General features: G+C 69.5%; 16 protein-coding genes. 6 read left to right on the plus strand and 10 right to left on the minus strand.

Features of this window, described 5'->3' with window-relative positions:
* The 4 genes from WQ56_RS18780 to aceE all read right to left on the minus strand — a co-directional run.
* Window positions 1-687: hypothetical protein (locus WQ56_RS18780; protein WP_197076506.1), on the minus strand; the 687-nt coding region annotated here is incomplete at its 3' end.
* Window positions 680-1,783, minus strand: coding sequence for a ParB N-terminal domain-containing protein (locus WQ56_RS18785; RefSeq protein WP_156170568.1), 1,104 nt, complete (start codon window positions 1,781-1,783; stop codon window positions 680-682). The genes WQ56_RS18785 and WQ56_RS18780, both read right to left, overlap by 8 nt.
* A 29-nt stretch (window positions 1,784-1,812) precedes the next feature.
* The gene (gene dcm / locus WQ56_RS18245; RefSeq protein ID WP_082132449.1) at window positions 1,813-2,751 is read right to left on the minus strand and encodes a DNA (cytosine-5-)-methyltransferase; all 939 of its coding nucleotides are present in this window, start codon (window positions 2,749-2,751) and stop codon (window positions 1,813-1,815) included.
* Window positions 2,752-2,936: 185 nt separating this feature from the next.
* Window positions 2,937-5,711 carry a pyruvate dehydrogenase (acetyl-transferring), homodimeric type gene (aceE, locus tag WQ56_RS14910; protein ID WP_047137958.1) on the minus strand — a complete coding sequence of 925 codons (2,775 nt, stop codon included), beginning with the start codon at window positions 5,709-5,711 and terminating at the stop codon, window positions 2,937-2,939.
* A 227-nt stretch (window positions 5,712-5,938) separates the two neighbouring features.
* Between aceE and WQ56_RS14915 the strand changes: the two genes are divergently transcribed.
* Genes WQ56_RS14915 through WQ56_RS14925 form a run of 3 tightly spaced genes read left to right on the plus strand, consistent with a single transcriptional unit; the run spans window position 5,939 to window position 8,604 of the window.
* On the plus strand, window positions 5,939-7,750 hold the full coding sequence (locus WQ56_RS14915; protein WP_047137935.1) for an ATP-binding protein: 1,812 nt from the start codon (window positions 5,939-5,941) through the stop codon (window positions 7,748-7,750).
* Window positions 7,747-8,187 (plus strand): response regulator, encoded by a 441-nt coding sequence (locus WQ56_RS14920; RefSeq protein ID WP_047137936.1) that lies wholly within the window; start codon window positions 7,747-7,749, stop codon window positions 8,185-8,187. Before WQ56_RS14915 ends, WQ56_RS14920 begins: the two co-directional genes overlap by 4 nt.
* Before the next feature lie 6 nt (window positions 8,188-8,193).
* The gene (locus tag WQ56_RS14925; protein WP_047137937.1) at window positions 8,194-8,604 is read left to right on the plus strand and encodes a response regulator; all 411 of its coding nucleotides are present in this window, start codon (window positions 8,194-8,196) and stop codon (window positions 8,602-8,604) included.
* 256 nt (window positions 8,605-8,860) lie between these two features.
* Here the strand turns inward: WQ56_RS14925 and WQ56_RS14930 are convergent, their stop codons facing one another.
* Both WQ56_RS14930 and WQ56_RS14935 read right to left on the minus strand, forming a co-directional pair.
* The gene (locus WQ56_RS14930) at window positions 8,861-11,146 is read right to left on the minus strand and encodes an NADP-dependent malic enzyme (RefSeq protein WP_047137938.1); all 2,286 of its coding nucleotides are present in this window, start codon (window positions 11,144-11,146) and stop codon (window positions 8,861-8,863) included.
* Window positions 11,147-11,237: 91 nt separating this feature from the next.
* Entirely contained in the window at window positions 11,238-12,593 is a 1,356-nt protein-coding gene (locus WQ56_RS14935) for a dicarboxylate/amino acid:cation symporter (RefSeq protein ID WP_047137939.1), read from the minus strand.
* Window positions 12,594-12,818: 225 nt separating this feature from the next.
* On the opposite strand from WQ56_RS14935, the gene WQ56_RS14940 reads away from it, so the two are divergent.
* Window positions 12,819-13,985, plus strand: a complete 1,167-nt coding sequence (locus WQ56_RS14940; RefSeq protein WP_047137940.1) for a porin — start codon at window positions 12,819-12,821, stop codon at window positions 13,983-13,985.
* 92 nt (window positions 13,986-14,077) lie between these two features.
* On the plus strand, window positions 14,078-16,705 hold the full coding sequence (locus WQ56_RS14945; protein WP_047137941.1) for a PAS-domain containing protein: 2,628 nt from the start codon (window positions 14,078-14,080) through the stop codon (window positions 16,703-16,705).
* Between the two features lie 197 nt (window positions 16,706-16,902).
* Here WQ56_RS14945 and WQ56_RS14950 read toward each other — a convergent pair whose 3' ends face one another.
* Window positions 16,903-17,661 carry a nuclear transport factor 2 family protein gene (locus WQ56_RS14950; RefSeq protein ID WP_047137942.1) on the minus strand — a complete coding sequence of 253 codons (759 nt, stop codon included), beginning with the start codon at window positions 17,659-17,661 and terminating at the stop codon, window positions 16,903-16,905.
* A 103-nt stretch (window positions 17,662-17,764) separates the two neighbouring features.
* Window positions 17,765-18,403, minus strand: coding sequence for a response regulator transcription factor (locus WQ56_RS14955; protein WP_047137959.1), 639 nt, complete (start codon window positions 18,401-18,403; stop codon window positions 17,765-17,767).
* A 92-nt stretch (window positions 18,404-18,495) separates the two neighbouring features.
* On the opposite strand from WQ56_RS14955, the gene WQ56_RS14960 reads away from it, so the two are divergent.
* Window positions 18,496-21,660 (plus strand): ligand-binding sensor domain-containing diguanylate cyclase, encoded by a 3,165-nt coding sequence (locus WQ56_RS14960; RefSeq protein ID WP_052773039.1) that lies wholly within the window; start codon window positions 18,496-18,498, stop codon window positions 21,658-21,660.
* 12 nt (window positions 21,661-21,672) lie between these two features.
* Here the strand turns inward: WQ56_RS14960 and WQ56_RS14965 are convergent, their stop codons facing one another.
* Window positions 21,673-22,899, minus strand: coding sequence for a flavohemoglobin expression-modulating QEGLA motif protein (locus WQ56_RS14965; protein WP_047137943.1), 1,227 nt, complete (start codon window positions 22,897-22,899; stop codon window positions 21,673-21,675).
* A 406-nt stretch (window positions 22,900-23,305) separates the two neighbouring features.
* Entirely contained in the window at window positions 23,306-24,391 is a 1,086-nt protein-coding gene (gene rsgA / locus WQ56_RS14970; RefSeq protein ID WP_047137944.1) for a ribosome small subunit-dependent GTPase A, read from the minus strand.
* Window positions 24,392-24,469: the final 78 nt, after the last annotated feature.

The following is a 24,469-nucleotide window of genomic DNA, read 5'->3' on the forward strand; positions in this document are numbered from 1 at the left end:
CTCTGCAAGCTTAGTAAGACGTTTAAATAGATGCCCGCTATATCTCGTAGATGCCTTAGCACCAAACTGGTGAACCTCCCAGCCCGCTGGCATCAGCCCTTTAAAAATACTCTCGGCTATTCTTTCAAAATCTTCTGTGAGCTCGTGTCGCCTCGATTTTTCGATCAAACGCAAGCACGCGGACAGTAATAGCTGTACATAAAGACTCTGCGCTCCGCTCCCGGGATTCTTGAATCTAATTTCTTGTGCTCCAGGAGCTAACGCAAATGGGTAAGCGTCTCCGAAGACCTTAGCCCGAACCTCGAGGCGGCCAAAAAGCCCGGCCGCCCAGGCCTCCTTTCGATCCCCGTCCGGCAAGACTTCATCGTCGCCGTCGTCATCTTGTTCCTCTGCGTCTAGCTCAGCTTCTTCGTCGAGAGCTTCAGAATCATCTCCCAGGCTAGCATCTGGTCGAATATCTAACGCAGCAAGTTCATCAACGCACTCAATTAAATTTGATCTTGAGAATTTTCTGTCAGGATGGACTAAACATCTTATCTCGATATAATCGCACCACAAATAAGCGTCACTTGATTTTGGCGGATGGCTCAGTGACTGAAAAATCGGACGCTTCGGAGCTCGATCTTTTCTCTTTCCGGCTGCACTTTTCGCAAGGCGCTTTGAGGCTACGGGACGACTTCTAGTCATCTAACCCTCCATCATCCATGTCTTGGAGCATAGCCTGCAGCTGAGTTCTCACACTCCTTGCCTGCTTAGCAACCGCCAGTGCTACATCAACATGCTGCGGAGTCACTTCGGAGACATTGGGGATTATCCCCCAAACTGTTTCGAGCCTTGATTTAACAGCCAAGAGCGCCTCAGAAAGCGCCGTCGCCGGCCCTTTGCTCAAGGAAAACGCCTGATCGAGATTCCCGGATTTGAGAAGATCTTTAACGGCGGCAGGTGATGCTACAACTGCGGCCAGCTTTTTCAAGTTACGGGAATCTTTAACAATGCTCTTCCGGGACTCATCCTTGACAAAGTTCCACAAAAACATGTGCTTAAGATTGCGAACCTTCAATCCACTCTGAGCTGCATCCATTCTTCCTGAAAGGCCGAGGAATTCAACGATATTCACGTAGCTCAAAGACGTTGATAGGATCGAGAAGTCGACCTCCTCTGCATTTATAGATAGACCAAAAAAATTCTCAGCTTCGGCTCGTTCATACAACGCGAGCGCAGCCAGAACTTGACCTATGTAAGCCCCCTTACTACCTGTTTCCTTTGCAAGCGCGCGAAGACTATTCTCGTAAGAAAGATCTGCATAATACTCAAGGCGCAGCCTTTTAATATATCTAGCCTTCTGAAGTGCACTCCAAGCTTTGATGCCAGTGATGTGTCGAAACCCCAGATAGCGAAGAATCGCGGAACGGTCCGAGAACACAAGACATGGCACTTCTGTAGGGCTATGAGTGGCAGCCTGCACAGCATCTTCGATCGATATTCGCCCAGAGGGGGCGTCAATCTCTCCAGAAAGAAGTTTCAATGCAGCAAGTCGTCTATTTCCCTCCAGCACGACGTACCCATCCGAGCTATCGATAACGAGAAGCGGCTCGCCCTGAAAATAGCCCTGATTCCCAATCGACTCTATTAACTCAAGAAGACGCTCGTCACGCACAAACCGTTCGATCAGCCTATCGGTTTCGCCCGCTGCAATCTCCGGAGGGAATCTAGGATTCTCTGGATCGAACAATAGCTCATCTACGCCAATCCACCTCTGCACCGGCGGCTGGTCGTCAGACACCTTTACTTTCTTAGCACGAGACATCTCAGTCACCAGATTTTGGGAAGTGCACCTGCAACTGCCGCGAAAAGCGGCGGCGGGACAGCGTTGCCAATCACGGTATATCTCATGTCGAGCGTGCCAGGCTTGGTGTCTGGGAATTCGACATCACAAAAGCCTTGCAGCCTTGCCGCCTCCCGATACGAGAATCGCCTAGCCGGGGCATCATCAACAAACTTCCAGACATTATGCTCAAGCTTGATCATCGCCGGGCTTAAGGGATGAAGAGGCATGTGTCTAGGATTAGCAACAATCGTTTTTGAGAGATCGTCCCAGCCTCTCCGCCTGTCACGTGACATGTAATACCAGTGAAAGCTTCGGGCGTAAAATTCACCTTCGGGCCAATGCGGCATGTCGCCGATCGCTTCGCGGATCGTACAAAATGGACGCGGCGCATCAATGCCGTGGGTTGGGGAAGGAAATTTGTAAACGGCATCCAGATCCTTACGAATTCCAACTATAAATATCCGACGGCGCTCTTGCGCCACGCCAAAGTCGGCCGAGTTGAGAACCTCACAACTCACCCTATATCCAGCGCGCCGAAACGCGGCGAGCTGATTTTTAAGTAAATGGCGAAAATTCGCACGGACCATCCCCGCGACATTTTCCACAATGAAAGCTTTTGGCTTCACTGTACGAAGTGCACGAGCGAACTCAAGATAGAGCCTGTTAATTTTTCGACTGGGCTCGCGCACCCCACCCTGACTGAATCCTTGGCACGGATAACACCCAACTAGCAAATCGGCAGAGGGAAAAGATTTTATCTCTGCGACGTCACCCAATCGATAATCCGTATCGGCATGATTGGCTAGATACACATCTCTGGCGTAGGGAAGCACATCATTAGCCATCAGCACAGAAAATCCCGCCTGCGCTAAGCCAGCATCGGAGCCGCCACATCCTGTGAAAAGTGAGATAGCTGTCGGCATTCCGAACACGCTTATGAGTTGATTTCAGCCGACGCCCAGCAAGCCGAGCTTGCTCTAGCTATCAAGTGATAGCGCGGCGCTACTACCATACCTAATCTAGAGCATTGCAAGTCATAAAAGCTTCTGGCAGACATGTCTAGCATGCATACAAAGCCGCCGAGAGGAGGATCGGCGGCTAGAGAACCTTAAACCCCAATCGGATTCGCCTTCTCCGGATCGATCTTATACAGCTTGATCGCCCGCGCCACATCCTTGCCGGTCATCTTGCCGTCCTTCGCCAGCGCGTCGATCGCCGCCTGAGCGATGTAGTAGCGGTCCACCTCGAAGTGGCGGCGCAGGTTGGCGCGGGTGTCGGAGCGGCCGAAGCCGTCGGTGCCGAGCACGGTGTAGGTGTGGGGCACGAAGGCGCGGATCTGGTCGGCGAAGGCGCGCACGTAGTCCGTCGCGGCGACCACCGGGCCCGGGCGGGCCTCGAGCTGCTCGGTCACGTAGGGCTTGCGGCGGGTCTTGGCTTCGGGGTTGAAGCGGTTCCAGCGCTCGGCGTCGAAGCCGTCGCGGCGCAGCTCGGTGAAGCTGGGGCAGGACCAGATGTCGGCGGTGACGCCGAAGTCCTTGTCCAGCAGCTCGGCGGCGGCGATGACTTCGCGCAGGATGGTGCCCGAGCCGAGGAGTTGGACGTGGGGGAGGTTGGTGGACTTCTTTTTGCCACCAGCCGAAGCGCCCCCACCCGAAGCGGCGGGGCCGCTTCGACCTCCCCCGCTGGCGGGGGAGGTGGCTGACGTGTCGGCGGTGCTGGAGAGCAGGTACATGCCCTTGATGACGCCTTCGGCCGCGCCTTCGGGCAGGGCCGGGTGCGGGTAGTTCTCGTTCATCAGGGTGATGTAGAAGTACTCGTCCTGCTGTTCATCGAGCATGCGCTGCATGCCGTACTGCAGGATCACCGCGACCTCGCCGGCGAAGGTGGGGTCGTAGCTGCGGCAGTTCGGGATCGCGCCCGAGAGCAGGTGGCTGTGGCCGTCCTCGTGCTGCAGGCCTTCGCCGTTGAGCGTGGTGCGCCCGGCCGTTGCGCCCAGCAGGAAGCCGCGGGCGCGCATGTCGGCGGCCTGCCAGGCGGCGTCGCCGATGCGCTGGAAGCCGAACATCGAGTAGTAGATGTAGAACGGCAGCATCGGCAGGTCGTTGGTGCTGTAGCTGGTGGCCGCGGCCATCCAGCTGGCGAACGCGCCCGCCTCGGTGATGCCCTCCTCCAGCACCTGGCCGGCCGCGTCCTCGCGGTAGTACATCAGCTGGTCGCGGTCGACCGGCTTGTACTTCTGGCCCTGCGGGGCGTAGATGCCCAGCTGGCGGAACAGGCCTTCCATGCCGAAGGTGCGCGCCTCGTCGGCGACGATCGGCACCACGCGCGGGCCCACCTGCTTGTCGCGGAGGATGACCGAGAGCGACTGCACGAACGCCATCGTGGTGCTGATCTCGCGCTCGCCGGTGGCCTGCATCAGGCGCTCGAACACCTTGAGCTCGGGGGCCTTGAGGCTTTCGGTGCTCTTGCGGCGGCGCTGGGGCACGAAGCCGCCGAGCTTCTCGCGGCGCTCGAGCAGGTACTGCACCTCCTCCGAATCCTTGCCGGGGTGGTAGAACGGAATCTGCCCGTCCTTGAGCGCGGCGTCGGAGACCGGGATCTTGAAGCGGTCGCGGAACGTGCGCACGGCCTCGTCGTCGAGCTTCTTGGTGTTGTGGGTGGGGTTGAGCGCCTCGCCGGCGCTGCCCAGGCCATAGCCCTTGACGGTCTTGGCCAGGATCACCGTGGGCTGGCCCTTGGTGTCCATCGCGTTCTGGTAGGCGGCGAAGACCTTGTGCGGGTCGTGGCCGCCGCGGTTGAGGCGCCAGATGTCGTCGTCGCTGAGGTTGGCGACGAGGTTGGCAGTTTCGGGGTGCTTGCCGAAGAAGTGCTCGCGCGTGTACGCGCCGCCGAAGGCCTTGCAGTTCTGGTACTCGCCGTCGACGGTCTCCATCATCAGCTTCTTGAGCATGCCGTCCTTGTCCTTGGCCAGCAGCGGATCCCAGTAGCTGCCCCAGATCGTCTTGACGACGTTCCAGCCGGCGCCGCGGAACTGGCCTTCCAGCTCCTGGATGATCTTGCCGTTGCCGCGGACCGGGCCGTCGAGGCGCTGCAGGTTGCAGTTGATGACGAAGACCAGGTTGTCCAGGCCTTCGCGGCCGGCCACCGAGATCGCGCCCAGGCTCTCGGGCTCGTCGGTCTCGCCGTCGCCCAGGAAGCACCAGACCTTGCGGTCGGTACGCGGCATCAGGCCGCGGGCCTCGAGGTACTTCCAGTTGCGCGCCTGGTAGATGGCCGCGATCGGGCCCAGGCCCATCGAGACGGTCGGCAGTTGCCAGTAGTCGGGCATCAGCCAGGGGTGCGGGTAGGACGAGATGCCCTTGCCGTCGACTTCCATGCGGAAGTGGTCGATCTGCTCCTCGCTGATGCGGCCTTCGAGGAACGAGCGCGAATAGATGCCCGGCGAGCTGTGGCCCTGGGTGCAGATCAGGTCCCCGGGGTGGTCGGCGGAAGGGGCGCGGAAGAAGTGGTTGAAGCCCACGTCGTAGAGCGTGGCGCTGGAGGCGAAGCTGGCGATGTGGCCGCCCAGGTCGCCGGGCTTGCGGTTGGCGCGCACGACCATCGCCATCGCGTTCCAGCGGATGATCGAGCGGATGCGCCATTCCAGGTCGCTGTTGCCCGGCATCTTCGGCTCGAGGTGGGCCGGGATGGTGTTGACGTACTCGGTGGTCGGCGCGAACGGCAGGTGGGCGCCGGCGCGGCGGGTCAGCTCGACCATGTTCTCGAGCAGGTGGTGCGCGCGCTCCGGGCCGCCGACGTCGATGACTGCCTTGAGCGACTCGATCCACTCGCGGGTCTCGGTCGGATCGGGGTCGTTCTGCAGGACGTCGTTCAGCCAGTTCATCATGTGCTCCAGCGCGGCGCGCGCGGCCGCGTGCAAGGGGTCGTTGTCGAGCCGCCGATTCTAACAGGGGCGCCCCGCCGGGCGGGCTCCGCGGTGCCGGGGGCCGGGACGTGCCCGCGCCGCCGGTACCGGGCGCCGCGTTGCAGGCCGGCCGGCCCTCGGCGATGATCCCGTGTTCAGGGGAGAATGCGGCATCATTGCGCCCCCGCCCGCGCCCGAGCCTCCCGATGCCCCAGTCCGCCGCCCATCGTTCCAGCCGTTGGCAGCTGCCCGCACTCGGGGTGGCCATCGTGCTGATCGTGGTCGGCCCGTTCCTGATCATGCGCGCGGCGATCGGCCAGGCCGAGGACGCGACCACCGAGGTGGTGCACACGCGCGAGGTGCAGACGCTGGTGCAGGCGGTCTCGGCCGACGCGCGCAGCCTGGAGGCGGCGGCGATCACGCTGACCCGCGGGATCGATTCGCCGCTGCTGCGCGAGCGCATCCGCGAGGCGCGCGAGCGGATCATGCCCAACGTCGACGCGGTGCTGGAACTGACCCGCGACAACCCCGAACAGCAGGCCCGGCTGGGCGCGCTGCGCAACACGCTCGAGCAGCGCCTGACGCGGGTCGACCAGGTGATCGCCGCCGAAGAAGCGGCCAGCAACCAGCTGATCGACGAGATGATCGTGCTCTACCCGATCCAGCGGCTGGTGACCGACGTGGTGGCCGAGGAGGAGGCGCTGCTGGTGGAGCGCAAGGCCCGCGCGGCGCGCGCCAGCCGCAACGCCGACCTCGCCAGCTGGGCGGCGATGGTGGTGCAGCTGTTGCTGCTCGCCGCGGCCAGCTACATCGCGGTGCGCCAGCAGATCGGCCGCCTGGCCGCCGAGCGCCAGGCGGTGAGCGCGAGCAGCCGGGCGCTTGCGGTGCTCGACAGCGTGCGCGAGCCGATCGTGCTGGTCGACGGCCAGCAGCAGGTGGTGATGCACAACGCGGCGTTCGCCGAGCTCTACGGCGTCGAGGACGACGCGCGCGGCCGCAAGCTCGCCGAGATCGGCGAAGGCGCCTGGCGCGACCCCGAGACGCTGCGCCGGCTGCACGACGTGCTGGCCCGCAACCGCGAGCTGTGGGACCACCGGCTCAGCCAGCCGACGGCCGACGGCGTGGAGCGCACGATGCTGCTCAACGCCCAGCGCATGCCGCTGCCCGACCGCGACGACGCGGTGGCACTGATCACCGCGTCCGACGTGACCGCGCAGAGCATGAGCGAGCGGCAGATCCGCGAGCTCAACCAGCAGCTGGAAGGCAAGATCGAGCAGGTCTCGGACGTCAACCGCGAGCTGGAGGCCTTCAGCTACTCGGTCTCCCACGACCTGCGCGCGCCGCTGCGGCACATCGCCGGCTTCGCCGACAAGCTCGGCCGCCACCTGGGCGACGGCGTCGACGAGAAGAGCAGCCACTACCCCAACGTCATCGGCAGCTCGGCGCGGCGCATGTCCACGCTGATCGACGATCTGCTGGTCTACTCGCGCCTGGGCCGCAGCGCGATGCGCCTGCAGAGCGTGGACCTGCAGACGATGGTCGCCGACGCGCGGGCGATGCTCGACAGCAACGCCCAGGCCGAGAACCCGGACCATCGCATCGAATGGACGATCGCGCCGCTGCCGATCGTGGTCGGCGACGAGAACATGCTGCGGCAGGTGTGGCTGAACCTGCTGGGCAATGCGGTCAAGTACAGCAGCGGCAGTGAGCCGGCGACCGTCGAGGTCACGTGCCGGCGGATGGACAGCGGTGGCTACCATTTCACGGTCCGCGACAACGGCGCGGGCTTCGACATGCAGTACGCGGGCAAGCTGTTCGGCGTGTTCCAGCGCCTGCACTCGGCCAGCGAGTTCCCCGGCACCGGCGTCGGGCTGGCCAGCGTGCGCCGCGTGATCGGCCGCCACGGCGGCCGCATCTGGGCCGAGGCCGCGCCCGGCCAGGGCGCCACGTTCCACTTCACCCTTCCCGCCTCCTCGCAGGAGCCGGGCCTTCTGTCCTCACCAGGAAAACAGCAATGAGCGAAATCCGCACCATCCTTCTCGCCGAGGACAGCCCGCACGACGCCGAGATGGCGATCGACGCGCTGCGCGAAGCCAATCTCGCCAACCCGATCGTGCACGTCGAGGACGGCGTCGAGGCGGTCGATTACCTGTTCCGCCGCGGCAAGTTCGCCGACCGCCCCGAAGGCGACCCGGCGGTGCTGCTGCTCGACATCAAGATGCCGCGCATGGACGGGCTGGAAGTGCTCAAGCAGCTGCGCGACCACGAGACGCTCAAGCGCATGCCGGTGGTGATCCTGTCCTCGTCGCGCGAGGAAAGCGACCTGGCGCGCAGCTGGGACCTGGGCGTGAACGCGTACGTGGTCAAGCCGGTCGACGTCGACCAGTTCTTCGACGCGGTGCGCACGCTCGGCAAGTTCTGGGCCGTGCTCAACGAAGTGCCCGAGGAAGAGTGAGCGCGCATGGGGGGAGATGAGGGGAACGACGCGCAGGCCGGACGCCTGCGCGTGCTGATCGTCGACGATTCGCGCGACGATGCCGAGCTGGCCGAGCTGGCCCTGCGCGACGCGGGGCTGGCGGTCGAGACGCGGCGGGTCCACGGGGAGACGGGGCTGGCCGAAGCGCTGGAGGCGTTCGCCCCGCGCGTGGTGCTGTCGGACGTCAATCTGCCCGGGTTTTCGGGCGCCGAGGCGCTGGCGCTCACGCGCCGCCTGCGCCCGGACGTGCCGGTGGTGTTCATGACCGGCTCGGTCTACGGCCTGCCCGGCGAGGTGCTGCCCGAGGGCGATGCGCTGGTCTACAAGGACGAGCTGGAGAAGCTGCCGGCGACGTTGCGCGAGGTGCTCGACGCGCGGGCGCGCGGGGTGGGGTGAGGGGAAAGCCCGTGCCCCCACCCGGCGCGCGAGACGCGCCGACCTCCCCCGCGTGCGGGGGAGGTGATCTGGTACGGCCCGCGCTCCCACCCGGCACGCGGGGCGCGCCGACCTCCCCCGCGATGCGGGGGAGGTGATCTGGGACGGCCCATGCCCCCACCCGGCGCGCGAGGCGCGCCGACCTCCCCCGCGATGCGGGGGAGGTGATGCTCCTTCCCCCGCTTGCGCGGGGGAAGGTTGGGATGGGGGCGCTTTTTCAGCCGGCCTGCAGTTGGGCCTTGCGGATCTGGGCGTCGACGGCGGCGATGGCGGTCATGTTGACCACGCGGCGGGGGGTCGCCGAGGGGGTCAGGATGTGCGCAGGCTTGCTGACGCCCATCAGGATCGGGCCCAGGGCGACGCCGCCGGTCATCACGCGGATCATGTTGTAGGTGATGTTGGCCGCGTCGATGTTCGGGAACACGAACAGGTTCGCGCGGCCCGACAGCGTCGTGCCGGGGAAGATGCGCTTGCGCAGGGCTTCGTCCCAGGCACTGTCGGCCATCATCTCGCCGTCGCATTCGAGCTTGGGCGCACGGCGCGCGAGGATCTCGCGGACTTCGCGCATCTTGCGGGCGCTGGGGTCGTCGTGGCTGCCGAAGTTGGAGTGCGACAGCAGCGCGATGCGGGGCTCGATGCCGAACAGCTTGAGCCGGTAGGCGGCCTGGATCGTGCTCTCGGCGATCTGCTCGGCGGTCGGGTCGGGCTGGACGTGGGTGTCGACGAAGAACCACAGGCCCTGGTCGTTGACCACGCCGGTCATCGCCGAGGTGCTCTGCAGGCCGCGCTCGAGCGGGAACACGCTGCGCACGTAGCCCAGCTTCTTGTGGAAGCGGCCGACGATGCCGGTGATCATCGCGTCGGCCTCGCCGCGGTCGACCATGATCGCGGCGATCAGCGTCGGGCGCGAGCGCAGCAGATTCTTGGCCGAGTCCGGCGTGACGCCGCGGCGCGCGGTCATGGCGTGGTAGTGCTGCCAGTACTCGTTGAAGCGCGGGTCGTCGTTGATGTTGGTCAGCTCGAAATCGCGCCCGGCGACCAGGCGCAGGCCCAGGCGCTGGATGCGCATTTCGATGACCTCGGGGCGGCCGATCAGGATCGGGAACGCCAGGCCTTCGTCGACGATCGTCTGCACGCCGCGCAGCACGATCTCCTCCTCGCCCTCGGCGTAGACCACGCGCTGGCGGTCGCCGCGGGCGCGGTCGTAGACCGGCTTCATGACCAGGCCGGTGCGGTGGATGAACTGGCCGAGCTTCTCGCGGTAGGCGCCCATGTCCTCGATCGGGCGCAGCGCCACGCCCGAGGCCATCGCGGCCTGGGCCACGGCCGGGGCGACGATCGTCAGCAGGCGGGGGTCGAACGGGCGCGGGATGATGTACTCGGGGCCGAAGCTGGGGATCTCCTCGCCGTAGGCGGTGCCCAGGTCGCTGGCCTCTTCCTTGGCGAGCTGCGCAATCGCGTGCACGCAGGCGAGCTTCATCGCCTCGTTGATGCCGGTCGCGCCGACGTCGAGCGCGCCGCGGAAGATGTACGGGAAGCACACCGCGTTGTTGACCTGGTTGGGGTAGTCCGACCGGCCGGTGGCGATGATCGCGTCGGGACGGGCGCGCTTGGCGTCCTCGGGCATGATCTCCGGGTACGGGTTGGCCAGCGCCAGGATCACCGGGCGCGGGGCCATCGTGGCGACCATCTCGGGCTTGAGGATGCCGCCGGCCGACAGGCCGAGGAACACGTCGGCGCCGTCGACGATCTCGGCCAGCGTGCGCGCGGGCGTGTCGCGGGCGTAGCGGGCCTTGGCCTCGTCGAGGTTCTCGCGGCCGGTGTGGATCACGCCGTCGCGGTCGAAGGCGAGGATGTTCTCGGGCTTGAGGCCCAGCGCGACCAGCATGTCCAGGCAGGCGATGCCCGCCGCGCCGGCGCCGGTGGTCGCCAGCTTGACGTCCTCGATGCGCTTGCCGGCCACTTCCAGCGCGTTGACGATCGCGGCGCCGACGATGATCGCGGTGCCGTGCTGGTCGTCGTGGAACACCGGGATCTTCAGCCGCTCGCGCAGCTTGCGCTCGACGATGAAGCACTCCGGCGCCTTGATGTCCTCGAGGTTGATGCCGCCGAAGGTCGGCTCGAGGCTGGCGATGATCTCCACCAGCTTGTCGGGGTCGCGCTCGTCGACCTCGATGTCGAACACGTCGACGCCGGCGAACTTCTTGAACAGCACGCCCTTGCCTTCCATGACCGGCTTGCCGGCCAGCGCGCCGATGTCGCCCAGGCCCAGCACCGCGGTGCCGTTGCTGATCACCGCGACCAGGTTGCCGCGCGCGGTCAGCTCGCTGGCGGCGTTGGGATCCTTGACGATCTCCTCGCAGGCATAGGCCACGCCGGGCGAGTACGCCAGGGCGAGATCGCGCTGGGTCAGCATCGGCTTGGTCGCGCTGACGGTGATCTTGCCGGGCGGCGACAGGCGGTGGTAGTCGAGGGCGGCCTGGCGGAAATCGTCGTTGGACATCAGATTGGTCTTGGCGGAAGGAAGCGGGGGGAGGCTCGGGATTCTACCCCCGCGCCCGCATCGGGACCGGACGCGGGCGGATGGTGCGCGGTCAGTCGGCCGCCAGCACCGCGCGATCGCCGGGGCCGGCGGCAGGATCGGGGGCCGCGGCGAGCGGGCGCGGCGCGCCGTCGAGCGCGGCGGCGAGGGCGTCGCGGTCGAGCGCGTTCTCCCAGCGCGCGACGACGACCGTGGCCACGGCGTTGCCGATGAAGTTGGTCAGCGAGCGGCACTCGCTCATGAAGCGGTCGATGCCCAGGATCAGCGCCATGCCGGCCACCGGCACGGTCGGCACCACCGACAGCGTCGCGGCCAGCGTGATGAAGCCCGCGCCGGTCACGCCGGCCGCGCCCTTGGAGCTGAGCATCGCGACCAGCAGCAGCGTGACCTGCTGCCACAGGGTCAGCTCGGTGTTCGTGGCCTGGGCGATGAACAGCGCGGCCAGCGTCATGTACAGGTTGGTGCCGTCGAGGTTGAACGAATAGCCGGTCGGCACGACCAGGCCGACGACCGACTTCTGGCAGCCGGCCTTCTCCATCTTCTCCATCAGCGAGGGCAGCGCCGATTCCGACGACGAGGTGCCCAGCACCAGCAGCAGTTCGGCCTTGAGGTAGCGGATCAGCTTGAGCACCGAGAAGCCGCAGGCCCGCGCCACCGCGCCCAGGATCACCAGCACGAACAGCAGCGAGCTGACGTAGAACGTGCCCACCAGCCAGGCCAGGTTGACCAGCGATTCGAGGCCGTACTTGCCGATGGTGAAGGCGATCGCGCCGAACGCGCCGATCGGCGCGGCCTTCATCAGGATGTGCACCAGCTTGAACACCGGCGTGGTCAGCGCCTCGAGGAAGGCCAGCACCGGGCGGCCCTTCTCGCCGGTCAGCGCCAGCGCGATGCCGAACAGCACGGCGATGAACAGCACCTGCAGGATGTTGCCGTCGACGAACGCGCCGACCAGCGTGCCGGGAATGATGTCGAGCAGAAAGCCGGTCAGCGTGAGCTCGTGCGACTTCTGCACGTAACCCTCGACCGCGGCGGTGTCGAGCGAGGCCGGGTCGATGTTCATGCCCACGCCCGGCTGCACGACGTGCGCCACGACCATGCCGACCACCAGCGCCAGCGTCGAGAAGAACAGGAAGTAGGCCATCGACTTGGCGAACACCCGGCCGACCGTGCGCAGCTGAGTCATGCCGGCGATGCCGGTGACGATGGTCAGGAAGATCACCGGAGCGATGATCATCTTGACCAGCTTGATGAACGCGTCGCCCAGCGGCTTAAGCTGCTCGGCGAACGCGGGCGAGTAGTGCCCCAGCAGCGCGCCCAGCGCGATCGCGAACAGGACCTGGACGTAGAGCTGGCGGTACCAGGGCAGCCGCGGGGCGGCCGGGACGGTGGCGGGGATGGGGTGCATGGGGGCGGTCCGGATTGGCGCGTCCGTCGACATGCGGGCGCTCGGCGGCGTTGTACGCCCGTGCGCGGCGTCCGCCGATAGCGCATTGGTGTTATGCGCGGCAAGCCACCGACCCGCCTAATGCTTAGGCACTAGAATCCGTGCATCCGCGGGCCGCGGTGCCTAGACTGCCCCACCGCGCGACGGGCCCCCGCCCGCCGCGCCGACGTCGAACGAGGAATTCCCATGCGCCCCACCCTGCCGCTCCTGCTGGCGCTCAGCGCCTGCACGTCGTCCGCCTTCGCCCGCGACTTCGACGACTGGCCGACCACCTACACCTTCGCCGACGGCACCACCCTGTCGGCGACGGGCAACTTCGCCTGGGACACGGTGGACTTCAGCGGCGATCCGCGCCTGGTCGACGACGACGGCATGCGCCGCCGCGAGTTCGGCGCGACCGCGAAGAAAGCCGGCGTCTGGGACGCGATGGTCTATTTCGACTTCGAGTCCAAGGCCTGGCTGGACGTGTTCGTGCGCTTCGAGAGCAAGGCGTTCCTCGGCCGCGACCTGGGCAAGCTGCGCGTGGGCTACATCAAGGTGCCGGTCGGCCTGGAGGGCGTGACCAGCTCGCGCGCGGGCACGTTCATGGAACTGGCCGCGCCGATCCAGGCGATCTACCAGGGCCGGCGCACCGGCGTGGAATGGACCTACGAGCAGCCGGCCGCGCTGTTCCAGCTCGGCGGCTACGCCGGCCAGGACCTGCAGGGCGACAACCACGGCCAGACGCTGGCCGGGCGCGCGGTGTGGACGCCGCGCAAGGCGGCCGGCGACGTGCTGCACCTGGGCCTGGCGGCCTCGCGCGAGAACCCCGAGGCCTGGACCGACGGCCGCGGCGACCGCTTCGACCCGACCGCGCGTCTGCGCGCGCGGCCCGGCGCGGGGCTGACGCCGGTGCGCCTGGTGGATTCGGGCGACCTGGCGCCGGTCGACCACATCCGCCGCACCGGGCTGGAGGGCATCTGGATCCGCGGGCCGGTCTCGCTGCAGGGCGAACTGCTGCGCGCCGACATCGCCCGCGACGGCGGCCTGCCCGACTACAGCGCCGATGGCGGCTACCTGGCCGGCAGCTGGCTGCTGACCGGCGAGAGCCGGCCGTACTCGGCCGGCAACGTCGCCAACCCCAAGCCGGCCAACGGCTACGGCGCGGTCGAGCTGGCGGCGCGCTACAGCACGCTCGACCTCGACGACGGCCTGGTCGGCGGCGGCCGCCAGCACGACTGGACCTTCGGCGCCAACTGGTACCTGACCTCGCACTTCAAGCTGCAGGCCAACTACGTGCGCGCCAACGCCACCCGCGGCGGCGTGACGACCTCGCCCGAGGCGGTCGAGTTCCGCGCCCAGGTCCAGTTCTGATCTGAGCCACCGGCCCTCGCCTGCAGGCGGGCGTGGGCGAAACGGGGCGCGCGTCGCATCGGCGCGTCGCCCCCGCCGCTAGACTCGCCCGGATGCGATCTCCCCAACGCGCCCGCCGCCTGCTCTCGACCGCGATCGCGATCGGAGGGCTGGTGGCGATGGCGGTGCTCGGCTACCGGCTCGGCGGCGACGACGCGCTGCGGCACCAGACCGCCCAGGCGACCCAGCAGTTGCAGCTGCATGCGCAGACGCTCGACCAGCGCATCGAGCGCTACCGGGCGCTGCCGCAGGTGCTGGCGCTCGACCCGGACCTGCGCGCGAGCGTGGCCGCACCGGTGGACGCGGCGACCCAGCGCCGGCTCAACCAGCGGCTGGAGGAGGCCAACCGCACCGCGCAGGCCTCGACGCTGACGCTGATCGACACACGCGGCATCGCGATCGCGGCCAGCAACTGGCGCACCTTCGGCACCAACGTCGGCCAGCACTACGGCTTCCGGCCCTACGTGCAGCAGGCCCTGCGCGAGGGCAGCGGGCGCTTCTACGGCATCGGCGTGACCACCGGCGTGCCGGGCTACTACCTGTCGGAGGCGCTGCGCGACGATGCCGGCCGCCCGGTCGGCGTGATCGCGATCAAGCTCGAGCTCTCGCCGCAGGAGGAACGCTGGCCGCGCGACACCGACGTGGTCATGGCCAGCGACCGGCACGGCGTGGTGTTCCTCGCCAGCCGGCCCGAATGGCGCTACCGGCTGCTGGGGCCGCTGAGCGAAACCGCGCGTGCCGAGCTGCAGGCCACGCGGCAGTACGGCGAGCAGCGGCTGCGTCCCTACGCGGGCGAGACCGCGCCCGACGCGCTGGCGCGCATCGGCAACCCCGCGATGCCGGGACGCTGGCTGTGGCTGCGCGCGCCGGTGGCCGACACCGACTGGACGCTGCACCTGCTGCAGGACGCCTCGCCGGTCGAGGCGGCGGCCTGGCAGTGGGCCGGCATCGCCGGCGTGTCGTGGATCGCACTGGTGTTCGTGGTGCTGTTCTCGCAGCAGCGGTTGCGCCTGGGCGCGCTGCGCCGGCGCAGCCGCAGCGAACTCGAGACGCTGGTGCGCCAGCACGCCGAGGAGCTGCGCACCGCCAAGGACGGGCTGGTCGCCGCGGCGCAGGAGGCCGATACCGGGCTGAGCCGACGCCTGGCGCACCTGCCGCAGGGCGTGGTGATCATCGATGCGAACCTGCACATCGTGGCGTGGAACGCGCGCTACATCGAGCTGTTCCGCTTCCCGCCCGACCTGGTGCGCGTGGGCACGCCGATCGAGGACGTGTTCCGCTACAACGCGCGCCGCGGGCTGCTGGGGCCGGGGCCGGTCGAGGACGCGATCCAGCGCCGGCTCGACCACCTGCGCAGCGGCAAGCCGCACGCGCGCGAGAGCGAGAAGAGCGACGGCACGGTGCTGGAGATCCGCGGCAACCCGCTGCCCGACGGCGGTTTCGTGACCAGCTACGCCGACATCACCGCCTACAAGAACACCGCGCGCGAGCTGCGCACGCTGGCCGACGCGCTCGAGCAGCGCATCGCCGAGCGCACCGCCGACCTGGAGCAGGCGCGCCGCGAGGCCGAGGCCGCCAACCGGCACAAGGGCCGCTTCGCCGCGGCCGCGGTGCACGACCTGCTGCAACCGCTCAACGCGGCGCGGATGTTCGTCTCGGCGCTGCGCGCGCGGTTGCCCGGCGAGGAGGCGCGCGGGATCGTCGACAGCATTGAGAGTGCGCTGTCGGCCCAGGACGGCATCCTGACCAGCCTGCTCGACGTCTCGCGGCTCGAGTCGGGCACGCTGCAGGCCGACGTGCGCGACGTGCCGCTGGGGCCGGTGCTCGAGGCGCTGGCGCGCGAGGCCGGGGTGCTGGCGCAGGCGCGCGGGCTGCGCTTCGACGCGGTGCCCACGCGTGCGTGGGTGCGCAGCGACCCGGTGCTGTTGCGCCGCGTGGTGCAGAACTTCCTGTCCAACGCGGTGCGCTACACCGCGCAGGGCCGCATCCTGCTCGGCTGCCGCCGCGACGGCGCGTTGCTGCGCATCGAGGTGCACGACACCGGGCCGGGCATCCCGCCCAACCGCCAGCGCGAGATCTTCGAGGAGTTCCGCCGGCTCGACGACGGCGGCGGCAACGGCGACGACCGCGGCGTCGGGCTGGGACTGTCGATCGTCGAGCGTATCGCGCGGCTGCTCGGCCACCGCATCGGGCTGCGCTCGCGGCCGGGCGTGGGCAGCGTGTTCTCGGTCGCGGTGCCGCTGGCGGTGCCCGGCGACGCGGCGCCGGCGCCCGAGGCCGACGCCGTCGACACCGACGACGCGCCGCTGCGCGGACGCCGGGTGTGGTGCATCGACGACGATCCGCACGTGTGCGCGGCGACGCGCCTGCTGCTGCGGCGCTGGGACTGCGAGGTGGCGCTGGCCGACGGCCCGGAGGCGGCGCTGGCCGCGGCCGCGCCGGGCCAGGCGCCCGAGCTGGTGCTGCTGGACGTGCGCATGGGCGCGCACGACGGCCCGACGCTGTTCGCCACGCTGTGCGAACGCTGGCAGGCGGCGCCGCTGGTGCTCCTGGTCACCGCCGAGGCCGACCCGGACCTGCGTGCCCGCGCCCGCGACGCCGGCTGGGGCTTCCTGGCCAAGCCGGTGCGGCCGCCGGCGCTGCGCGCGGCGATGACCCAGCTGCTGCTGCGCGGCGGCTGAGGACGCGCGGCACATCGACAGGGAGAGGCCGCCGCCCGGGGGCGATGCAGCACTGCGGACACCGTCCGGATACGTCGTGCGTGGAGACGCCCGACGGATCGAAAGCGCTGCCGCTGGCGGGCGGCGACGCGACACCATCCGCCGTGTGGCGCAGGCGCCGCACGACACCGCTCGCTCCACGTGAACGTGGCGCAGGGTCAGTCGCGAACGGCGCGCTCGGTCACCACGCCATTCTCGTAGACCACAAGCGCGTTCGGCGCCGTCCCGCCGCCGGTTTCGAACTCGAAACGCAGATCGCGTTCCTTCGCGAAGAATCGATGGGTCGATTCGGGATAGAGCATCACGACGAACTCGCCCGCAGTCAGCCTGAGGTGATCGCCATCGACCGCGACCACAATCCTGCCGATGCGAGCGGCGTGGTATCGACCGGCGCAGGCAGCGAGTGCCGCGGCGGACAACCGGATCGGCTGCGGCGGCGTATACGGCACCGGACCATGCGCGTAACTCAGGATGCGATGCATCCGCCAGCGACCTTCGTGCAACTGCCAAAGCGTGGTGAATTCCGCTTGCCCGTCCAGCTGCTCCGGTGCGTCGCCGATGCGCACGTGGAAACGATGCCGCGCGGACAGAATCGCGTAGCCGTCGGCCAGCGGATGAAACGCAGTAGTGTGGTCGATGACCTCGCGCCGCAACCGCATGTCGGGCGTCGCGCACGGGCCTTCACGCAGGGAATCGACGACGTCGGCGCGCGAGGTCGTGCGCCCGGTTCTGTCGTGATAGAACTCGACGTCTTCGGTCAGAAGCGCGCTGATCGCCGCCATGTCGCAGGCGTTGTACGCGGTCCAGAACGCGTCGTCCGCGGCCCGCACCGCACGTTCGGCATCCGGTGTCCGTGCGGCTGCCGCGGCACTCGCGATCAGCAGGACACATATAGCGGCGCAACAGGCGAGGTCCATCGGGCAGGCTCGGATCGGGCATGGGCCTGAACGTAATAGCGCCGCGCGCGGAAAGCCTGCGCCGAAAGACACCCTGCCCAATGGCCTGACAGACGCGCGCCGGCTACACCTCGTCTTCGCGCTCCAGCGCCTTGACCAGCACCGCGGCCTGGGTGCGGCTGTGGCATTCGAGCTTCTTGAGGATCGCGGTGACGTGCACCTTGACGGTGTTCTCGGCCAGGCCGAGCTGGTGGGCGATCTGCTTGTTGAGCAGGCCGTCGGCCAGGCACAGCAACACTCGCACCTGCTGCGGCGTGAGCTGGGCCAGGCGGCTGGCCAGGTGCGCATCGGCCTCCGAGCGTTCGGCGGTCAGGGGCGGGAACCAGCTGCCGCCGTCGAGCACGGCCGCGACCGCCTGGGCGATCGACTCGGCCGGCGCCGACTTGGAGATGAAGCCGGCGGCGCCGAACTGCTGCACGCGGCGCACGGTGCGCGGGTGGTCGTTGGACGAGATCACCAGCACCGGCAGCTCGGGCCGCTCGCCGCGCAGCCAGACCAGCGTCGACAGGCCGCGGGCGCCGGGCATCGCGAGGTCGAGCAGCACCAGTTCGATGTCGGGATGGGCCTGCAGCGCGGCCTCCACGGCCGAGGCGCTCGCGGCCTCGACCACGCGCAGCGCGCCCAGGCCGTCGCGCAGCGCGTGCAGGACCGCAGCGCGCAGCAGCGGGTGGTCGTCGGCGACCAGGATCGTCGGGGGGGCCATGTCCATGGCGACAGTCTGGCACGGGGCGGCCATCACCGATTCGCAGGCACAATGGCCGATCGGGAAGACTGGATGCCGGAGTCGCCATCGACGTGCACAACGACGCGCACAATGCCCGGCCGTCCACTGCTGGCCGGCGCCGCGTCCGCACCGGCGCGCGACGACGCTGGGCTCTGGTCGCGCTCGCGGCGCTGCTCGGGCTGCTGGCGCAGGCACCGGCCGGCACGCAGGTGCCCGCCGACGCCGCGGCCGCGTCGAGCCTGGAGGTCTACGGCCTCGACGAGGGCCTGTCGCAGCTGACCGTCACGTCGATGAGCGGCGACGACCAGGGGTTCCTGTGGGTGGGCACGCAGGACGGGCTCAACCGCTTCGATGGCCACCGCTTCCGCACCTATCGCGCCTCGGGCGTGCCCGGCGAGCCGGGCCTGGCGAGCAGCGGCATCGACAGCCTGGCGTTCGAGGCCGCCGAGACGCGGATGTGGCTGGGCACCAACGACGCCGGGCTGGAGGTCGTGCACCTGCCGACCTGGACGCGGCGACGGCTGGGCGTCGACGACGGCCTGTCGCACACGCGGGTCACCGAGATCCTGCTCGACCCTGCCGGCGGCGCGTGGCTGGGCACCGAAGGCGGGCTGGACCATGTCGACGCGGCGGTCGCGCGCGTCCAGCGACTGGGCGCGACCGGCGAGATCGTCGGGCTGGTCTGGGCGGCGGGCCGGGCGCAGCCGGTCGCACTGGATGCCGACTGCGGGCTGTGGGCGATCGGCACCGACGGGCTCGAGGCGCTGCCCGCGCCGCCCGGCGCACGCCGGTGCCTGGCCCTGCAATCGGGTCGCGAGGGGCTGTGGGTCGCCTCGGACGCGGGCCTGCACCGGCTCGACATGCGCGGCACGCCGGTGCGCCACTGGCCGATGGCCGCGCTGGGCGGCGGCACGGCGCGGCCCACGGCGATGATCCGGCTCGACGACGGCCGGTTGCTGGTGGGCTTCGCCGACGGCGGCGTCGTGCAGCTCGCGCCGGGCAGCGACCGGCCGCAACGGCTGCGCTTCGACCAGCCGCCGCGCAGTGCGATCACCCGCTTCCACCAGGGCCAGTCGGGCGCGTGGTGGATCGGCACCTACACCTCGGGCCTGTACCGGGCACGGCCGCTGTCGTCGGTGATCCGCTACGACGGCGCCGGCCTGGGCGAGATGCGCGACTGGTCGAGCCCGAGCATCCGCGCGATCCGGCGCGACGGCGCGCGGATGCTGATCGGTTCCGACGGCGGCCTGCACCTGCGCGACGGACAGGGCCCGTGGCGGGCGGTACCGGCACTGGCGACCGCCTCGGTGCGCGCGCTCGAGCCCGACGGCACCGGCGGCTGGTGGGTCGGCACGCTGTCGGGGCTGCACCGGCTGCATCGCGACGGCGGCCTCGAACCGGTCGAGGGCCTGCGCGACCCGCGCATCGACGCGCTGCTGCGCGCCGGCGACACGCTGTGGGTGGGCACCCGCAGCGGGCTGGTCCGCCTCGAGCGCGGACGCGCGGTGGCCGACCCGCGGCTGGCGGCGATCGACGGCAGCGTGGTCACCAGCCTCTACCGCGACGTCGACGGCAGCCTGCTGGTGGGCACCAACACCCGCGGGCTGTGGCGGCTGCGCGGCGATGCGTTCGCGCAGCTGCAGCCCACCGGCGCCGGCCTGCATCACGCGGTGTGGGCGATCCACGCCGACGCCCACGCGGTGTGGGCGGGGACCTTCGGCGGCGGGCTGTTCCGGATCGACCGCGCGACCGGCGCCTCGACGGTGCTGACCGACCGCGACGGACTGACCAACAACGTCGTCTACCGCATCCTGCCCGACCCGGGCGGGCGCCTGTGGGTGAGCACGAACCTGGGCCTGAGCGTCTACGACCACGACAACGGCATCGTGCAGAACCTCGGCCGCCGCGACGGCCTGCGCAACCAGGAATACAACAGCGGCTCGGCGTTCCAGGACGGCGACGGCCTGCTGTACTTCGGCGGCACGCTGGGGCTGGACGTGATCGCACCGATGCAGCTGCCGCGGCGCAGCGCGCCGGCGCGGCCGGTGCTGACCGGCCTGCAGCTGCTGAGCCGGCGCAACGACGTCGAGGCGCGCCGCGCCGGCGAGACCGACATCGTCTATGCCGAGCGGATCGAGCTCGACGACGAGGACGACGTGTTCACGATCGGCATGACCGCGATCGACTTCCTCGCGCCGGCCGCCGCGCAGCTGCGCTACCGGGTCGAGGGCCTGCACGCGGGCTGGCTGTACCCGCACCAGGCGCGCACCGAGGTCTCGCTCAACCACCTGCCCGCGGGCCGCTACCGGCTGGAGGTGCAGGCGGCCGGCCGCGACGGGACGTTCGGGCCGTCGCGGGTGCTGGAGATGCGCATGCCGCCTCCGCCGTGGCGCCACCCGCTGGCCTACGCCGGCTATGCGCTGCTGGCGGCCTGCGCGCTGGCGCTGTTCGTCTGGCGCGCGCGGCGCGCGGTGCACCACGAGCGCGAGCGCGCCGAACTGCTCGACCGGACCGTCGCCGAGCGCACGGCGCAGCTCGAGCAGGCCAACCGGCAGCTGCAGCTGAGCAACGCCCAGCTCGACGCGGCGACCCGGCTCGACCCGCTGACCCACGTCGCCAACCGGCGCGAGCTACAGGACTGGCTCGCGCGCGAATCCCAGCGCGTCCCGGCGCGGCCAGACCTGGGGGCCACGCACGATGCGCTGTACTTCTTCATGCTCGACATCGATGCGTTCAAGCGCATCAACGACACCCGCGGCCACCAGGCCGGCGACGAGGTGCTGGTGCAGTTTGCGCACCGGCTGCGCGGGCTGTGCCGCGGCGACGACCTGCTGGTGCGCTGGGGCGGCGAGGAGTTCCTGCTGGTCGTGCGCCTGGACCGCACGGAGGCCGCGTCGCGGCTGGCCGAGCGCATCCGCGACGTCGTCGCCGCCGAGCCGGTCGTGCTGGTCCAGGGCCCGCCGCTGCATCTGACGTGCTCGATCGGCTTCGCGCCGTGGCCGTTCTCGCCCGACTGGCCGTCGCTCGGCGACTGGCAGCAGACCAGCGCGCTGGCCGACCGCTGCCTGTACGCCGCCAAGGCCGCCGGGCGCGACGCCTGGGTCGGCCTGGTGCCGACCGCCGCGCCGGACCCCCGCCAACTGCACGCGCTGTTCGCCGGCGCCGACCCCGCGGCACTGGGCGAAAGCGTGCGCTGCCTGCATTCGACGCCCGCGCCGCCGGCATTCGGGCTGTAGCGCCGCGGCGGCCTAGAGCTGGTCGAGCCGGATGCGGTTGGCGAACAGCGAGAACGCCAGCATGCCGGCCAGCCCACCGGCGCGCGCCAGCCACGGCGGCAGCCAGTGCGGCGGCAGCAGCGTGCCGTCGTCGAACAGCGGCGCGAAGCGGTGCGCGTCGTCGAGCGTCATCTTGCCCGCGAACAGCTGCCGGCACAGCGGCAGCCGGCGCTGCGCCAGCGCCTGGCGGAAGAACGTGTGCACGTCGATCAGTCCGCGCAGGTACACCGTGTCCTTGGTGAACGCGTGGCCGCCGCCCAGCGGCACGCCGCGGAACACCCGCTGCGCCGACGCGAAGCTCTCGGCCGGCGCCTGGCCGGCGGCATGGAAGTGGTCGAAGACCTGCAGGAAATCGGCGCCGTCCAGCGCAAGCGCGATCGCCTCGGTGCGCAGGCTGACGCGCTTCATGCGGCCGATGTCGAGGCTGCCGGTGATCTGCTCGGCGAACACCGCCAGTCCCTCCTGCGTGGCGGTGGTGCGCGGGGAGGCCATCGCCAGGCTCGGCAGCACCGGCTGCGCACGGCCGTTGAGCGCGGTGAGCGAATGCACGAACGCCTCGTGCTGCAGCAGTTGGTCGCGGTCGTGCGGCGAATAGCGCGCGTCGGCGCGCAGGCGCAGCCGGTAGGCACCGGCCGCGGCCTTGGCGATCAGTCCGGCATCGAGCTCGACGGCGACCACGCGCGCGCCGAAATACGCGTCCAGGTCGCCCTGCAGTTGCGCCTGCAGCGTGGCCGCGTCGATCGTCGGGTCGTCGGCTTCGCCGAGCAGCGCGGGATCGTAGGCATCGGCGATCTGGAGGAAATGCCGCGCCGCGTCGCACGTGGTCAGCGCCCCGCCCGGCAGCGGCGCGTCCGGGCGGCCGTACAGCGCGATCGCATGCGCGCCGGCCGCGCCGGTGCCCAGCGCCTCGAGCAGGCGCGCGGCGGTGTCCCAGGCCTGCGCCGATTCGACCAGGTAGGCGCCCAGCGGATGCTGCGCATCGGCCGCCGCCGCGACCGCGGCCAGCTCGCGGCGCGCGTCGGTGAAGTCGAGCGCGGGATACGCGACCGCCGGCATCTCCCGGCGCCCGGCCGCGAACGCGGCGAGGAACCGCTGCTGCGTCTTAGGCGCCCAGCTCGCAAGCCCGAGCAACCGGATCCCGCGCGCGGCCGCGACCATGCGCGCATCCAGCGCGGCGTGACGGGTGATCGCATCGGGCATCGGCGGCTCCTGACGGCGGCACGGACCACTGTAGCAACGCGCCGTCCTCGAAGCCCGGGTGCACATACGTTCGCGCGGCGGCGCGCGCCCTCTTCCCAGCCCTCCACCCGTGAATGGCGCAATGTCCGCACGCGGGGGAGAGAGCGCATCGCCGGCGCGTCGGCATCAGGTCGGCATATCCCGCCCCCAGGGGATCAAGACAGTTTCACTTCGCACCTACCATGGCACCCACCTCCCCCGCCTGCGGGGGAGGTCGACGCGCGCAGCGCGTCGGGTGGGGGCACGGGCTTTCCCCATAGCTCCCCTCGCGCCATCGCCCCCACCCCAACCCTCCCCCGCACGCGGGGGAGGGAGCGCGGCACTGCAGCGGTCGGGGGCGTCGCACCGCAGAGCGCGCGCCCTGCACTCAGCGTCGCCCGGGCCGTCGTCCCGCCGAGCGGGCATCGTCCTGGCGGGCAGCCAGGCGGTCGGCGCGGCGGGCCGTGGCGGCGTCGCGCTCGTCGCGCAGCTTGAGGTAGTTGGCCAGCCGCTGCGGGCTCAGCGTACCGGCCTCGACCGCGGCGCGCACGGCGCAGCCGGGCTCGCGTTCGTGCCGGCAGTCGCGGAAGCGGCAGTCGGCGGCCAGTGCCTCGATGTCGGCGAAACCGCCCTCCGACAGGTCCTCCTCGCCGGTCGGCTTGAGTTCGCGCATGCCGGGGGTGTCGATCAGGCAGGCGCCCGCAGGCAGCGGGATCAGTGCGCGGTGGGTGGTGGTGTGGCGGCCGCGGTCGTCGCTGTCGCGGACCGCGCCGGTGCGCATGCGCTCGCGGCCGAGCAATGTGTTGGTCAGCGTCGACTTGCCGGCCCCCGAGCTGCCGACCAGCACCGCGGTCGTGCCCGGTCCGAGCCAGGGATGCAGCGCGGCGACGCTGTCGGGCTCGCGGGCATTCACCGCGAGCACGGCCACGCCCAGCGCGGCGACCTCGGCCAGCGCGGCGCGCGCGGCCTCGGGATCGGCGGTGTCGCGGTCGGCCTTGGTCAGCACGACGACCGGCGTGCCGCCGCCCTGCACCAGCAACAGGTAGCGCTCGATGCGGCGCGGGTTGAAGTCGGCGTCGAGCCCGCAGACCACCAGCACAGTGTCGATGTTGGCGGCGATCAGCTGCTGGCGGTAGTGCTCGCCGGCGGCCGCGCGCTTGATCGCGCTGCGCCGGGGCAGCATCGCGACGATGCGGCGGCCGTCCTCGACCAGTACCCAGTCGCCGACCGCGGCGCGGTGTTCGGGCGCCATCGTGCCCTTGCGGTAGCCGCTGCGGCGCAGCCAATCGGGCAGCGACTCGACCGCCTGTGCCTCGCCCGGCGCGCCGGCGACGAGGTAACCGGAGCGGTGCTGCTCGACCACGCGCATCGGCCGCGCCTGCGGATGGGCGGCCATCGCCTCGGCCCAGGGGCCGGACGGCGCGCCGTCGAACGGCCAGCCGATCGCGCGCAGCGCGGCGTCGGGGGGCGTCAAGCAGGGAGATGCGCGGTCGTCATGGCTGCGATTCTACGGGTGTAGGCGCGCGCTCGTGCGCGATGGCCTGACTGGGAA

The organism is Luteimonas sp. FCS-9, assembly GCF_001014645.1.
Taxonomy (GTDB): domain Bacteria; phylum Pseudomonadota; class Gammaproteobacteria; order Xanthomonadales; family Xanthomonadaceae; genus Luteimonas.

Excerpts from the sequence above, each read along its gene's own strand:
- dcm (WP_082132449.1), bottom strand. The coding sequence starts at position 2,751 with ATGCCGACAGCTATCTCACTTTTCACAGGATGTGGCGGCTCCGATGCT.
- WQ56_RS14965 (WP_047137943.1), bottom strand. The coding sequence starts at position 22,899 with ATGCCCGATGCGATCACCCGTCACGCCGCGCTGGATGCGCGCATGGTC.
- WQ56_RS14920 (WP_047137936.1), top strand. The coding sequence starts at position 7,747 with ATGAGCGAAATCCGCACCATCCTTCTCGCCGAGGACAGCCCGCACGAC.
- WQ56_RS14930 (WP_047137938.1), bottom strand. The coding sequence starts at position 11,146 with ATGTCCAACGACGATTTCCGCCAGGCCGCCCTCGACTACCACCGCCTG.
- WQ56_RS14935 (WP_047137939.1), bottom strand. The coding sequence starts at position 12,593 with ATGCACCCCATCCCCGCCACCGTCCCGGCCGCCCCGCGGCTGCCCTGG.
- WQ56_RS14940 (WP_047137940.1), top strand. The coding sequence starts at position 12,819 with ATGCGCCCCACCCTGCCGCTCCTGCTGGCGCTCAGCGCCTGCACGTCG.
- WQ56_RS14950 (WP_047137942.1), bottom strand. The coding sequence starts at position 17,661 with ATGGACCTCGCCTGTTGCGCCGCTATATGTGTCCTGCTGATCGCGAGT.
- WQ56_RS14925 (WP_047137937.1), top strand. The coding sequence starts at position 8,194 with ATGGGGGGAGATGAGGGGAACGACGCGCAGGCCGGACGCCTGCGCGTG.
- WQ56_RS14945 (WP_047137941.1), top strand. The coding sequence starts at position 14,078 with ATGCGATCTCCCCAACGCGCCCGCCGCCTGCTCTCGACCGCGATCGCG.
- aceE (WP_047137958.1), bottom strand. The coding sequence starts at position 5,711 with ATGAACTGGCTGAACGACGTCCTGCAGAACGACCCCGATCCGACCGAG.
- WQ56_RS14915 (WP_047137935.1), top strand. The coding sequence starts at position 5,939 with ATGCCCCAGTCCGCCGCCCATCGTTCCAGCCGTTGGCAGCTGCCCGCA.
- WQ56_RS14955 (WP_047137959.1), bottom strand. The coding sequence starts at position 18,403 with ATGGCCCCCCCGACGATCCTGGTCGCCGACGACCACCCGCTGCTGCGC.